At 77.6% G+C, this 13,840-nt stretch carries 10 protein-coding genes; 3 read left to right on the top strand and 7 right to left on the bottom strand.

Features of this window, described 5'->3' with window-relative positions; translation table 11 throughout:
- Positions 1–38: 38 nt before the first annotated feature.
- Positions 39–353 carry a hypothetical protein gene (locus ACPCUX_RS10520; protein WP_034654362.1) on the top strand — a complete coding sequence of 105 codons (315 nt, stop codon included), beginning with the start codon at positions 39–41 and terminating at the stop codon, positions 351–353.
- Here ACPCUX_RS10520 and ACPCUX_RS10515 read toward each other — a convergent pair.
- The 4 genes from ACPCUX_RS10515 to ACPCUX_RS10500 form a co-directional block, all read right to left on the bottom strand.
- The gene (locus tag ACPCUX_RS10515) at positions 340–1,212 is read right to left on the bottom strand and encodes an LLM class flavin-dependent oxidoreductase (RefSeq protein ID WP_171467390.1); all 873 of its coding nucleotides are present in this window, start codon (positions 1,210–1,212) and stop codon (positions 340–342) included. The two genes, ACPCUX_RS10520 and ACPCUX_RS10515, sit on opposite strands and share 14 nt — an antisense overlap.
- A 29-nt stretch (positions 1,213–1,241) precedes the next feature.
- A complete protein-coding gene (locus tag ACPCUX_RS10510) occupies positions 1,242–2,246 on the bottom strand; it encodes an MBL fold metallo-hydrolase (protein WP_423388712.1) in 1,005 nt (334 codons plus the stop codon).
- Between the two features lies 1 nt (position 2,247).
- Complete coding sequence (locus ACPCUX_RS10505) at positions 2,248–2,736, bottom strand: hypothetical protein (protein ID WP_423388711.1); 489 nt, start codon at positions 2,734–2,736, stop codon at positions 2,248–2,250.
- 145 nt (positions 2,737–2,881) lie between these two features.
- Positions 2,882–3,934, bottom strand: a complete 1,053-nt coding sequence (locus tag ACPCUX_RS10500) for an LLM class flavin-dependent oxidoreductase (RefSeq protein ID WP_423388710.1) — start codon at positions 3,932–3,934, stop codon at positions 2,882–2,884.
- 71 nt (positions 3,935–4,005) lie between these two features.
- Here ACPCUX_RS10500 and ACPCUX_RS10495 point away from each other — a divergent pair, with 71 nt between their 5' ends.
- Positions 4,006–4,128 (top strand): hypothetical protein, encoded by a 123-nt coding sequence (locus tag ACPCUX_RS10495; RefSeq protein ID WP_021483523.1) that lies wholly within the window; start codon positions 4,006–4,008, stop codon positions 4,126–4,128.
- Here ACPCUX_RS10495 and recD read toward each other — a convergent pair.
- From recD to recC, 3 genes are read right to left on the bottom strand one after another with little or no spacing between them, the layout of a single operon-like run.
- Positions 4,104–6,167: an exodeoxyribonuclease V subunit alpha gene (recD, locus tag ACPCUX_RS10490; RefSeq protein ID WP_423388709.1), complete on the bottom strand. Its 2,064-nt coding sequence runs from the start codon at positions 6,165–6,167 to the stop codon at positions 4,104–4,106. The two genes, ACPCUX_RS10495 and recD, sit on opposite strands and share 25 nt — an antisense overlap.
- On the bottom strand, positions 6,164–9,706 hold the full coding sequence (locus tag ACPCUX_RS10485; RefSeq protein ID WP_423388708.1) for a UvrD-helicase domain-containing protein: 3,543 nt from the start codon (positions 9,704–9,706) through the stop codon (positions 6,164–6,166). The genes recD and ACPCUX_RS10485 overlap by 4 nt, the downstream gene beginning before the upstream one ends.
- On the bottom strand, positions 9,703–13,161 hold the full coding sequence (recC, locus tag ACPCUX_RS10480) for an exodeoxyribonuclease V subunit gamma (protein WP_423388740.1): 3,459 nt from the start codon (positions 13,159–13,161) through the stop codon (positions 9,703–9,705). The genes ACPCUX_RS10485 and recC overlap by 4 nt, the downstream gene beginning before the upstream one ends.
- 190 nt (positions 13,162–13,351) lie before the next feature.
- On the opposite strand from recC, the gene ACPCUX_RS10475 reads away from it, so the two are divergent.
- Complete coding sequence (locus ACPCUX_RS10475; RefSeq protein ID WP_137279766.1) at positions 13,352–13,837, top strand: hypothetical protein; 486 nt, start codon at positions 13,352–13,354, stop codon at positions 13,835–13,837.
- The last annotated feature ends 3 nt before the right edge of the window (positions 13,838–13,840 follow it).

Genomic DNA, 13,840 nt, shown 5'->3' with positions numbered 1-13,840 from the left:
CATATGACCGCGCTGTCCGGTTCCGCTAGGGTGGACCGGTGATCCCCCTCGCGTCCGGCGCCCACTCCGTGGCCTCCGTCGTCCTCGAGCTGCTCGGGTGGGTCTCCGCAGCCGTGACGCGGGTGCCCGGACGGATCGGTGCGCTCGCGGCGGAAGTGCGGGAGACCGCGGCGGGCTGGGGCCTCCCGGTCGGCGAGGTCACCGACCTCTACGCCGACTTCCCCGTCCGCCTCGCGCTCGCCGTCGGCGCCGTCGCTCTGGTGTGCGCGATGGTCGCCCTCGTCCACGGCCTGCGGCAGCGGCCCGGCGCCGCGGGCACCGAGGGCGACACCGGGCGCGTCACCGAGAGCTGAGCAGCGGCGCGACCTCGTGGCCGAGGAAGCGCACGAACGTCTCGACGTCGGGCTCGTCCGCGGTCGGCTGGACCGCCACGGCCGTCGCGCCCGCCTCCGCGAGAGCCAGGACTCCCGCCGCCACCGCGTGGGCGTCGCCCGCGGCGCCGATGCCCCGACCGGGCTCCGCGCCCCACACCGGCAGCTCGCGGTCGACCCGTGCCTGCGCGTCCGGTCCCGTCGCCGCGATGAGCGTCGCGTGGACGTCGAACCCGGGGCCCGCGCCGCCCTCGCGCGCGACGGCCGCCGCACCCCGCACGTCTTCGGGGGTCAGCGCGTTCGTGAGGATGAGACCGTCGCCGAGCTCGCCGGCCAGCGCGAGCGTCCGCGGCCCGGACCCGCCCAGCCACAGCGGGACGGGCTCCGTGGGCGGCCAGTCGAGCCGGACGGCGTCGAGCGTGACGTACCGGCCGTCCGTCGTGACCTCCTCGCCCGCGAGCAGGCTCCGCAGCGCCGTCGCGTGCTCGCGCAGGAGCGTCAGCGGCGACGCGACGCGCACCCCCGCCTGCCCCATCCACTCCTGGACGCCGTGCCCGACCCCCGCGACGAGGCGACCGGGGAACATCCGCGCGAGCGTCGCCACCTCCATCGCCGTGATCGTCGTGCTGCGCAGCGGGGCGGGCATGAGCCCGATGCCGACGCGCACGCGGTCGGTCCACGCCAGGGCAGCGGCCGCCGAGGCGAGGCCGGACTGCTTGAAGCAGTCCTCCCACACCCAGAGGTCGTCGAGGCCGGCGTCCTCCGCCGTCGTCGCGAGCCGCCGCAGGCTCTCGGGTGCGTGGGTGGGCACGAACGCGATACCGAGCCGTGGTGTCGTCATCCCGTCATCGTGCACCGTGGCACCGACAGTCAGCCGTCGCGGCTCGGGGTGCCGGGGGTGTCGTCGGCCGCGTCCCCTCCGATGTCGGCGATCGGGCCGGTGCTGGTGCCGGTGCCCGCGTCGGTGTCTGGGCCGGCGAGGAACGCGAGCTGCGCGGCGACGGACTGCCGGGCGGCTCCTCGCACCGCGGGGTCGACGTCGGCGTAGACCCGCGCGACCACCTCGTCGACCGCGCCCGGCGCGTCCGGGGCCAGGCCGAGCGCGGTCAGCGCGGCCCGCACCTGGACGAGACGCTCGTGACGGTGCTCCCGGTACGCGCGCACGCGCGCCGCGAGGTCGTCGACGACCGGTCCGTGGCCGGGGAGGCCGGTCACCAGGCCTGGACCGCCCGCCACGGCCTCGATCGCGTCGAGGCTCGCGAGGTAGGCGCCGAGCGACCCGTCGGGCGCCGCGATCACCGTCGTCCCCGCCCCGAGCACCGTGTCGCCCGTGAGGACGGTCGTGCCCGACGGCGTCCGCGCGCCCTCGTCCGCCGCGGTCCCGGAGCCCGCGGTGCCGGTGCCGGAGCCCGCTGGGCCCGGGTCCGCCGTGCGGCGGGCGCGGTCGTCGGTCGAGGCGACGGGGCCGTCGTCGGGCAGGACGAGGCAGACCGAGTCGGCGGTGTGGCCGGGCGTGGCGAGGACCGCGACCCGCAGGCCTGCGGCCTCGATCACCTCGCCGTCGCGCAGCGGCGCGCCGCCGTGGCAGTGGTCCGGGTCCGCGGCCCGCACGGGGGCGCCGGTGCGCGCGCGCAGGCCGGGGGACCCGGCCGTGTGGTCGGCGTGGCGGTGGGTCACGAGCACGAGCTCGACCGGCCCGGCGGCGGCGAGCGCGTCGAGGTGGGTCGCGTCTTCGGGCCCCGGGTCCACGACGACGCACGACGCCGAGCCCGGCGCGCGCAGCACGTACGAGCGCGTGCCGTCGAGCGTCATGGGGCCGGGGTTGTCGGCGCGCAGGACGGCGGCGAGGCGCGTGACGGGCGTCGGAGCGCTCATGTCACGCGCGGTGCCGCAGGACCGCCGGGCGGCCCTCGTCGTCCCACTGGGCGAACCGCGCGTCGATCAGCGGCGCGACGAGGTCGTACGTCTCCCACGTGTCCGGGACGCGGTACACGTCTTCGGGCTCCCCGTCGCCAGGGCTCACGGCGTCCACGTAGTCCTCGAGGTAGAGGCCGCCGTCGCCCTCGTCCTCGTCGTCGCCCGCGTAGTAGGCGTTCGCGAACGCCGTGCCGACGTCGCCGAGGTCGTGGTCGACGAGCTTGCCGTCGCACGACTCGTGCACGAACGCGCCCGGCGTGACGGTGCGCTCCCGCAGCGCGGCGAGCTCGTCCTCGGAGTCCTCCTCGAGCCCCGGGGACGCGTGCCCCGCGAGCACCGCCCACGCGAGGAACATGCCGATGTGCGTCGCCCCCGCCTCGGGACCGGCCTCGGGCGGGTAGCCCTCGCCGCCGGAGTGCCAGGACGCGTCGTCGTACTTCGTGGTCATGCGCGCGACGCTACCGCCTCCCACCGACGCCGCAGCGTCCCCGCCACCGCGCCGACGCCGACCACGACGTCGCTCCGCGTCGAGCACGACCTTGCTGTCGCGACGGGGCGCACGGCGACAGCAACGTCGTGCTCGGCGGGGAGGGTCACGCGGCGAGCTCGCCCGCGAGGAGCTCGAGCGTGCGCGCGCGGCCCGGCGTCGCGTCGAGCGCCTCGTCCGCACGGGACGCGGCGACGGGCACGACCATGACCTCGTCCACGCCGTGCCGCTCGGCGAGCCGACGGACCTCGGCCGCCGCGGCGTCGGGCGTCCCGACGGCCCAGCGGCGCAGGCTGTCCTCGACCATCTCCCCGGCCGCACCGTCGAGCGGCGCGGCCTGCGCCTCCTCGACGGTCTCGAGCGCGGTGAGCGCCTGCCCGGTGCGCAGGCGCGCCATCATGCGGGCCTGGGGGAGTGCCCGGGCGCGCGCCTCGTCGTCGGTCTCCGCGACGACGGCGTTGAGGGTGAGGAACGTGCGGGGCTCGGGGAACGCCTCGCTGGGGCGGTAGCCCTCGCGGTACAGGGCGAGGATCTCGTCGACGCCCTGGCCCGAGAAGTGGTTCGCGAACACGTACGGCAGGCCCAGCTCGGCGGCGAGGCGCGCGGAGTAGTCGCTCGACCCGAGCAGCCAGACCGTCGGGGTGCCGTCCGCGGCGGGCGTCGCGTGCACGTCGTAGACCTGCCCGCTCGTGAGGCGCAGCGTCGCGCCCTGCGGGCTCATGAGCGCGAGGATGTCCGTGACGTGCTGGGGGAAGCGGTCGACGTCGGCCGTGGGGCCGGTGATGCGCAGGAGCTGCGTGACGACCGGGTCCGAGCCGGGGGCGCGGCCGAGGCCCAGGTCGACCCGCCCCGGCGCGATCGCCTCGAGCGCCGCGAACTGCTCGGCCACGACGAGCGGCGCGTGGTTGGGCAGCATGACGCCGCCGGAGCCGACGCGGATCCGGTCCGTCACCGACGCCGCCGCGGCGATCATCACGGGCGGGGTCGAGGCCGCGACCGCGGGCATGTTGTGGTGCTCGGCGAACCAGTAGCGCTCGAAGCCGAGCCGGTCGGCGAGGCGCACGAGGTCGAGCGACGCTCGCACCGCCTGGGTGCTGGACTGGCCCGAGCGGACGGGCACGAGGTCGAGGACGGACAGGCGGGGGGTCTGGGTGCTCACCCTGGTGCCAACCGGCCACCCCCGTGCCTCATTCCCCGGGGCGACCGCGCACGCCTGCCAGGATGGTCGCCATGGACGTCCCCTCGATGATCATGGGCGCCGCCGTCGCGTCCGTCGCCTGGATCGTGCTCGTGCCCTGGGGCCGCCTCAAGGAGCTGCGCGAGCGGGATCAGGCGGAGCGTACCGAGGACTGACCGCCGGGCAGCGGAGTCCGCAGCCCGCTCGCCCGGTGGACCGGGCTCGTCACCGCGGTGCGCACGGCGTCCTCGGAGCCGACGACGCGCACGAACGACTGCGCGCGCGTCACCGCCGTGTACAGCAGCTCGCGCGTGAGCAGCGGCGAGGTCGCGGGCGGCAGGACGAGCGTGACCCGGTCGAACTGGCTGCCCTGCGCGCGGTGGACCGTCATGGCGTGCACGGTCTCCACGGGCGGCAGCCGGTGCGTGCGCACGCGCAGCGGCGCGCGCGGGTCCCCGAACACGGCGACGACCCCGCCCGAGGGCTCCGCGACGAGCACGCCGGTGTCGCCGTTGTAGAGGCCGACCTCGGCGTCGTTCGTCGTGACGAGCAGGGGGCGCCCGGCGACCCACGGGGAGTCGGTCGCGTGGTGGCCGGTCGCCTCCTCGACCCACGCCTCGACCTGCGCCGCCCACCGGCCGCGCCCCGCGGGCCCGCGCCGGTGCGCCACCATGACGCGGTGCCGCGCGAGCGCGTCGAGCGCGGCGGCCGCGTCCCCGGCGCGCGCGGCCTCGACGAGCAGGGTCCCCGCCGCGACGGCGTCCGCGCGGACCGCGGCCAGCGCCGCGTCGTCGGGCTCGTCGTCGGGCGTCTCGAGGAACTCCACGGACCCGTGCCCCGCGCGCAGCAGGGCGAGCGTCGCCTCCGCGTCCTCGGCCCGGATCGCGGCGGCGAGCGGCAGGATCTCCGAGTCGCGGTCCTGCCGGTGGACGGTGCGCAGGCGGACGACGCCGTTGCCGAGCACCGCCCGGTCGTCGACCTCGCCGTCCGCGGGCGGCGGCGCGTCGGCGAGCGCGGTCTCGGCCGCCGCGAGCACGACCGGTGCGGTGGCCGGCGGCGTGACGGGCTCGCGGTGCACGAGGTCGCCGAGCACGGCACCGGCCTCCACCGAGGCGAGCTGGTCCGGGTCCCCGACGAGCACGAGCCGCGCGTCCGGCCGCAGCGCCTCGAGCAGCCGCGCCATGAGCGGCAGCGCGACCATCGACGTCTCGTCGACGACGACGACGTCGTGCGGCAGGTGGTGGTGCGCGTCGTGGCGGAACCGGGTGCTGCTGCCCGGCCGGTACCCGAGCAGGCGGTGCAGCGTCGTCGCGACGGGCGTCCCGACGCGCGCGCGGTCGGCCGCTTCCCCGAACCCGGCGACGACCTCGCGCACCGCCTCCTGGAGCCGTGCGGCCGCCTTCCCGGTCGGGGCGGCGAGCGCGACACGCAGGGCCGTGCCCTGGTCGGCCAGGGCGTTCGCCCCCGCGCGCGACGGAGCGGGCGCCGGCGCGACCGCGGGGCGGGCAGCGTCGTGCGGGACGGCGTCGTGCAGGACGGCGAGCAGCCGCGCGACCGTCGTCGTCTTGCCGGTGCCGGGGCCACCCGTGAGGACGGTGAGCCGGCGCGTGGCGGCGTGCGCGGCGGCGAGCCGCTGGCGCGTGTCCTCCGCCGCGGGGAAGAGGCGGGCCAGCGCGGCGTCGAGGCGGTCGGCGTCGACCGGCAGGTCGGGCGCCGCGAGCCGGCCGTCGACGTCGTGCCGGACCGCGAGCTCGTCGCGCCAGTAGCGGTCGAGGTACAGCGCGCCCCCGACCCAGCGCGCGGGCCGGTCGGGTGCGCCCTCGACCCCGACGGCGACGAGCGGGCTGCGCGCGACGGCGTCGACCCACGCGGTGCGGTCCGGCCACGGCAGGTCGGCGGCATCGGTCCGGGCGGCCTCCTCGTCCTCGGGCAGCGCCAGGGAGCCGAGGTCGTCGAGGCGCACGCACACGGAGCCGCTGCGCACGGCACGGACGGCGAGCGCGACGGCGAGCAGCACCCGGTCGTCGTGCTCGCCCGTGAGCCGGCCGAGCCGCAGCGCGACGCGCACGTCGGCGGCCGAGACCACGCGCGCGACGTTGAACGGCGCCAGGCCCGCCGGCACGCCGACGGCGAGCCGCGGGTCGCCCTCGTCGACCGCGTCGCCCGCAGGAGGAGCGGTGGGCCGAAGCGCCGACCCGGGAGTGGTCGTGGTCATGCGCGACCTCCGTCGAGCAGGGCGGACAGGGCGACGACGAGCCCGGGCGGCGGGCTCCAGGCGACGACCCCGTACGGGGTGCCGTCGGGGCCGCGGGGCGTGTCCGGGCCGGCCATGCCGCGCACGAACAGGTACGCCCCGCCGGCGAGGTCGCGGTCCGGGTCGTAGTCGCGCACGCGCCACCGCAGGTAGCGGTGGAGCGCGACGAGGTAGAGCACGAGCTGCAGCGGGTAGTGCGAGGCGAGCATCGCGTCGCGCATGGCGTCGGGGTGGTAGTCGCCCACGGCTAGGGGGACCCCGGGCGGCCCGACGCGGTTCGTCTTGTAGTCGACGACGAGGTACCGGCGGCGGCCCGTGCCCGGAGCCTCGCCCGGAGCGCCGTCGGGGCCCGGGGCGGGCACGCGCAGCACGGCGTCGATCGAGCCCGTGAGGTAGCCGCGCAGCGGGACGCCGCCGGTGCCCGTACCGGTCTCGGACTCGTCGGCCAGCGCCGTGAGCAGGTCGGGGTAGCGCGCGAACGGGTCGTCGGCGGGCAGGTGCGCCCGCAGGACGTCCGCGAGGTCGCGCAGCGTCGCGGGACGCACGCCCTCCGTCTCGTCGCCCCCGGCGAGCGGGAGCTCGAACTCGAGCTCGGGCAGCCGGTCGCGCGGGTCGACGTCGGCGAGCGTGAGCCCGCCCGCGATCGGGCCGAGCGGCGTCCGCAGCGACAGGCCGAGCGCCGTCGCGAGCGCGACGGGCTCCACGCCGGGCACGCGGACCGTCGCCGCCTGCGCGCAGCGGGCGCGCACCTCGGCGTCGAGGTCGTCGGCCGCGGTGTCGACGTACTCGAGGATCTCGTGCACGAGCGTGCCGAACGCGGCGCCGCCCGGCTGCCCCTCGTACGGGGACGGCACGTCCGCGCCGGGGCGCGGGGTCGAGGCCGAGGGCGCGGCGGTGTCGTCGTCGGTGGTCTCCTCCGGCTCGTCCTGCACGCCCGGGTCCTCGGGCTCGCTCTCGATCCCGCCGACCGGGCCGTGGTGCGCGGCCGCGGTCAGGGCCGAGTACGAGGCCCGCCGCCAGTCGCGGTCCGGGAGGTGGGCGGCGGTCGCCAGCGCCAGGTCCGTGCTCGACCGGGTGCCGGGCGACCAGCGCTCGCCCTTCGGCCGCGCGTCGACCTGCTCGACGACGACCGTCCCGCCCGACCGCGCCGCGACGGCCTCGAACGCGGACCGGACGGCGTCGTCGCGCATCGCGTCGGGCCGCGCGTGGCGCCCGGGCTCGCCGCCGAGCATCCGGTCGGCGAGCAGCAGGCGGGTGAGCGGTCCCGATCCCGTGCTGCGCTTCGTGGGGGTCCAGTGCACGACGACCTGGTGCCGAGCCCGGGTGAGCGCCACGTACAGCAGGCGCAGGTCCTCGCCCAGCTCCTCGTCGCGCCAGCGCGCCTTGGCGTCCACGAACCCGGGGGAGCCGACCCCGCCGAGGTGCAGCACGCGCTGCCCGTGGTCGTCGTGGAACGCGAACAGCTCCTGGTCGTCGGGCTCGAACCGCTCCCACCCGAACGGGACGTAGACGACGCCGAACTCCAGACCCTTCGCGGCGTGCACGGTGACGACCTGCACGGCGGCGGCGTCGGTCTCGAGACGGCGGGTGCGCTCGTCGGTGAAGACCGTCCCGACCTCCGCGATCCGGGTCCGGAGCCAGGCCGTGAGCGCGGCCGTGCCGAGCCCCTCGGTCGTCGCGGCCTCGTGCAGCGCCTGCGTGACGTGGCGCAGGTCGGTGAGGTAGCGCTCGCCGTCGGCGCGCGCCATGACACGCGCCGTGGCCCCTCGCCGTGCGGCGACCTCCGCGACCGCGGCCACGCCCCGGTCGGCGAGCAGGTGCGCCCAGGCCCGGACCGTGTCGCCGAGCTCGTCGTGGTCCGCGTCGTCCGCCGTCGCGAGGCGCTGCGCGTCCCAGCCGACGAACGGGGTGAGGGCGAGCGCCGTCGCGCGCCGGTGGAGGCCCGGCTGCTCCAGCGCCGCGAGGAGCGTGAGCCAGTCCTGCGCCGCGGCCGAACCGAACACGCTCGACGGCCCCGAGACGACCGCGGGCACGCCCAGCGCGACGAGCGCCGAGCGCACCGCCTCGGCCTGCGCGTTCGTGCGCGTCAGCACGGCGACGTCGCGCGGCTCGAGCGGGCGCCAGCGCGCCGCGTCGCCCGCCGCCCCGCCGACGTCGCGCACGCGGTCGCCCCCGCCGGACGCGGTGCCGAGGCGGCTCGCGACGTCGGCCGCGACGTCCTTCGCGAGCAGGCCGCGCGCGTCCGGGGCCGACGGCGCCGACGAGGCGCCCAGCCGGTAGGCGCGACGCGTCACCTGCCGCAGCCGCACCGGCGCGCCGCCGGAGAACCGCGCCTCGGGGTGCGCCGCGTCGACCGGCCGCACGACGATGCGCGGGTCGCCGAGCGCCGTCTCGCCGAGCAGCGCGTGCAGGCCTGCGAGGAGCGGGCCGTCGCTGCGCCAGCTCGTGCTGAGCGTCGCGGTGTCCGTCGCGTCCTCGACGGCCTGCAGGTACGTCACGACGTCCGCGCCGCGGAACGCGTAGATCGCCTGCTTGGGGTCCCCGATGAGGACGAGCGCGCTGTTCTCGTCGGGCCGCCCGTGGAACGCGGTGCGCAGGATCGCCCACTGCTCGGGGTCCGTGTCCTGGAACTCGTCCACCATGACGACGCGGAACCTCGACCGGACGCGCTGCGTCGCCGTCGCACCGTGCTCCGGGTCGGTGAGGGCGCGTCGCAGCAGGACGAGGAGGTCGTCGTAGTCGAGCAGGTGCATCGCGCGCTTGCGCGCCTCCACCTCGCGGCGGGCGGCGACGGCGACCTCGTACCGCGCCGCGGCCACCGAGCCCTCGGCCGCGTCCGACGGCGCGACCACCGCCCCGTGGTCGCTCACCGCCGCGCGGGCGACCGCGCGCACGTCGCGCGGCGAGAGGATCGGCTCGCTCTGGTCGGCGAACCGCCGCACGTACAGGTCGTCCGTGACCTCCTCGACGAGGTCGGCCACGTCGGGCAGGAAGCTCGTCGCGAGGTCGACGTCGGCCGCCGTCCCGAGCGCGGTGAGCATCTGCTGGCAGAACCCGTGCGTCGTCGTGATGGTCGCGGCGTCGAGCTGGGACAGCGCGACGCGCAAGCGCTCGCGACGGCGGGCGAGCTCGTCGGCGTCGACCGCGGCGAGGAACCGGACGAACTCGTCGGTGCTGTGTGCCGGGTCGGGGCCGCGCAGCGTGCGCTCGGTCGCGACGAGGCGCTCGCGCACGCGGTCGCGCAGCTCCGACGTCGCGGCCCGGCCGAACGTCACGAGCATGATCTCGGGCAGCGCCGCCACGCCCTCGGCGACGTAGCGCGTCGTGAGGGTCGCGATGGTGTGCGTCTTGCCCGTGCCGGCGCTCGCCTCGAGCACGACCGTCCCGCGCGGCAGGTCGCCGAACGGGTCGAAGCGCCGCGGGCTCCCCGCGACGGGTCCGGGCACCGCGGGTCCGGACGCCGCGGCGGGCGTGGCGGGTGCGGACGTCGGGCCGCTCATCGCGCACCTCGCAGCTCGTGCTCCAGCAGGGGGTCCCACACGCGGCGCGCGAGCGCGCCGAGGCGGGTCGGGTCGTCGGGGAAGCGGCCCAGGTCGGCCGTCGTCGCGTGGCCCGCGAGGTCGGGGAGCGCCGGGTCCTGGCCCCACGCGAGCACGACGTACGGGTCCTTGCGCTCGAAGCCCTTGTTCCACGCCCACCCGGCGCGCATCAGGGCGTCGCGCGCGTCGGTGGTGCGCCGCTCCTCGGCGTAGCGGAGCGCGACCTCGGGGAGCAGCGGCAGGGGCTCGCGGGCGGCCTCGTCGCGCAGGGCCACGAGGTCGGCCAGCACGGCGGCCGCCGTGTCGCGGTCGGGCGGCGTGAGCGTCGACCACGCGACCCCCGGCCCGCGGGGGGACCGGCCGATCGCGACGGCGTCCCACGGGCGGTCCGGGGCGCTCACGCGCAGCGCGAGCGCCTGCACCCAGGCGCGCAGCCGGTGCTTCGGCCCGAGCCGCGAGTACTCCGTGCGCACCACGCGCGCGCCGTGCACGCCCGGCACGCTGCCGACGAGCGTGCCGCCGTCCGGGAGGGTCGCTCGCACGTCGACCGTCTCGGCAGAGCTCAGCACGTCCTGGCTCACGGGACGACCGGCCGCGACGTCGGCCTCGCGCGCGGCCTCGACGGCCGCGACCCGGAGCGGCCCCACAGCCCGGACGACCTCCTGGAGCGCCGACCGGCCGAGCTCGCGCGGCGGGACCTGGCCGCGGCGCCACTCGGCCTGCATCGCGCGGTTCGGGTCGACGCCCGCGAGCGCGGCCCGCAGCACGCGGTCGCCCACGCCCCAGCCCGCCAGCCCCGTGAGGGAGAGGGGCAGCCGGTCCTCGACGTCCTCCTCCTCCAGCACGAGACCCACGTCGAGCGTGTGCTGCGCGAACCAGCGGGGTGCGTTCTCGAGCAGGCGGACCAGGTCGTCGAGCTCGACGTCCGCGCGGCCCCCGGTCGCCATGGGCGACCCCGGTCCTTCTACGGAGCCGACGGCGGCACCGGTCGGCAGCGAGAGCGGTGCGCCGACGAGGGCCCCGACCGGCTCACGCTTCTGGCGCGCCTGGCGGGCCCCGGCGAACGCGGCGTCGTCGTGGCTGAACGGTCCGGGGACGCCGAGCGCGCCCGGCGTGAAGTTCCGCTCGTCGACCGTCTGGAGCGGGTGCTGCACGACGACGTGCTCGCGCGCGGGGCGCCCGTCGGCCGTGGTGGCCACCCGGTCCAGCGCGTCGAGCAGCTCCGCCACGGGGACCGCGGGCGGGCGCGGCGCCCCGGTGCGCTCGTCGGCCCCCGTGTGCACGACGACGAGGTGGTCGCCCGCCGCGGCGACGGCGTCGAGGAAGATCTGCCGGTCCTCGCTGCGCGCGTCGCGCTCGCCGATCTCGGGGTGCCGGGCGAGCAGGTCGTCGCCCGCGGGCGCGGCGGTGCGGGGGAACACGCCGTCGTCGAGCCCGAGGAGGCACACGACCCGGTGCGGCACCGAGCGCATCGGCTCGAGCGAGCACACGGTGAGCGCGCCCGTGCGGAACCCGGCGCGCGTCGGGCGCCCGGCCAGGCGGTCGTCGAGCAGCGCCCGCACGTCCGCGAGCCGCAGCGCGACGCCGCCGTGCGCGGCACCCGCCGCCCGCACGTCGCCCAGCACGCGGCGTGCGGAGCCGATCTGCCACGCCTCCGTCGGCGGCGCCTCCGCCAGGAGCGTGAGCGCGCGGTCGAGGGTGTCGAGCCAGTGCGCGAGCGGGTGCACGCCGTCGAGGCCGCGCAGGATCTCCGTGAGCCGCGCGACGAGCTCCGCGAGCCGGCCCGCGAGGTCCACGTCCGTCGAGCCGACGTCGTCCAGCGGGAGCGCGGGCCCGACGAACCGGGCGTCCTCGTCGGCCATCGCGGCCCCGAGCAGGATGCGGTCGAGCGCCGCGTCCCACGTGCCCTGCCGCACGTGTCCGTCGATCCCGAAGCGGGCACGCCGCTCGCCGTCCTCGCCCCAGTGCACCCCCGCCTCGACGGCCCACTGCCGCAGGCGGTCGACGTCGTCGTCGGAGAAGCGGAACCGGCGGCGGACCGGGCCGCTCGCCGCGAGGTCGAGCACCTCGGACGCCGTGACGCGGCCGTCGGCGAGGCGCAGCAGAGTGGCCAGCAGCGCGAGCACGGGGTTGGTGGTCCCGGCGCCGCGGTCCGCGAGGCTGACCCGCAGCCGCTGGCCCGGGTGCGCGTCGTCGCCGAGCTCGGGGACGGCGCCGAAGGTCGCGGTGACGAGCGGCGCGAACGTCTCGACGTCGGGGCACAGGACGATCACGTCGCGCGCCTGGAGCGTCGGGTCGGCGGAGAACAGACCGACGAGCGTCTCGCGCAGCACCTCGACCTGCCGGGCGCGCCCGTGGCACGCGAGCACCTGCACGGAGCGGTCCGCCGGGTCCAGTACGTGGGCGCCGTCCGGTGCGTCGGCCCGCAGCGCGGACTGCAGCGCGCCGAGCAGGGTCGGTGGCGGGGGCGCGGCCGCGTGGTGGGTCTCGCGCGCCTCGCCCGCGGCCAGCCGGAGCTGCAGCTCGACCGTGTCCCGGCCTGTGGACGCGAGGAACGGGTGGCGCGCGAACGTCGGCAGGTCCGCGCGACGCCGGACGGGCGCGCCCGCGTGGTCCGAGCCCGGCTCTGCGCCGCTCGTGGAGGGGTCGCCGGCGGACGCGGCGACCGTCGCCCACAGCGCCGGCGAGGGGTGCACGAGCCACAGGTGGACGTCGCGGTGCTCGGCGAGCGCGCGCAGGACCCGGAGCTCGTCCTCGGGGAGCCGCGTGGGCCCGAACACGGACAACCGCGGCGGCAGGTCGACGGCCGCCGGGTCCGCACGCAGCGCCGCGACCGCCTCGGTCACGCGCCGCGCCGGGTCCGTCGCCGGGACGCGCTCCACCAGGCGGCGCCACAGCTCGGGCTGCCACGCGAGGTCCTCCGGGGCGACCTCGGTCCGCGTGACCGGGGCCGACCACGCGAGCACGACCTCGGGCCGCTGCCGGGCGTAGTCGACCAGGAGGTCCGCGAGCCGCCGCGCGAGCGTGAGCCGCCGGCCCCGCCGCACCTCGTCGCCCGGGTCGCCGACGTAGCGCGCGAGCGGCGCCGCCCACGGTTCGGCGAGGTGCGCGTCGAGCACCTCGAGCACCGACCACGCGAGCCGCTCGGGCCGCCACAGGTCGTCGTCGGGGTCGAGGTCCGTGAGGTCGGCCACGACCTGCTCGACGAGCCGCCGCGGGCCCCGGAAGTCCACGTTCGCGCAGATCCCCGCCGTCTCGCCCGCGCCCAGGTGGTGCGAGAGCCGCTGCGCGAGCCACCGCTCCACCCCGCGCGTCGGGACCGCCACGACGTCCGGTGTGAACGGGTCCGCCGGGACCTCCGCGAGCACGGCGGCGAGCGGCGCCACGAGCGCCTCGGCACGCTCGGAGCGGTGCACGTGCAGCAAGAGGACCCCTGTCGGTGGTGGTGGCGTGATCATGTGCCCGGCCCGTGGCCGTGCGCTACGAGGAATCTACGAGGTGCGACCCACACCGTCGAACCGCCGTCCACAGGCGGCCCGGGGACTACGTTGTCCGCACCGCACGCGCGCGGAGGCCGCGGCGGAACCTGCACCCGAGGGAGGCCCGATGCGGCAGCCGAGGACGACGGCCGTGCTGTGCACGATCGCCGACGGCGCCGCGGCGGGCACCGTCGCGGCCGCGTGCCGCGGCGCGCTCCTGGCGCTGCGCGACCGGGTGGCACGGCTCCAGGTTGACGTGTACTCCGACGAGCCGTGGCCACCGGACGCGACGGACGCGGTGCACGCCTTGGACGAGCTGCGCCGCGCACGACGCGGACGCCTCGCCCGGCGCTTCGGGTGGGAGCCCCCGATCTCGCTCGAGCTCGACCCGCGCGACGACCGCGAGCTCGACCTCGCCCTCGCCGTCGCCCCCTTCACGATCTGCGGCTCGGGCTTCGACGAGGACGGGACGCTGCTCTGGGACGTGAACGACACCGGGACGTCGGTGAGCTTCCTCCTGCTGCCGCACGAGCTGGACGCGGTCCGGTCGCACACCGCACGGTCGGGCGGCCGCCCGGAGGACGTCGTCGTGCTGGGCGACCGTCGCGGTTGACGC

Origin of the sequence: Cellulosimicrobium sp. AB352, assembly GCF_049538415.1 — a bacterium.
In the GTDB taxonomy this organism is placed as follows: Bacteria; Actinomycetota; Actinomycetes; order Actinomycetales; family Cellulomonadaceae; genus Cellulosimicrobium; species Cellulosimicrobium funkei.
The sequence above is the reverse complement of the archived record's forward strand: the minus strand, read 5'-3'. Positions and strand labels throughout refer to the sequence as shown.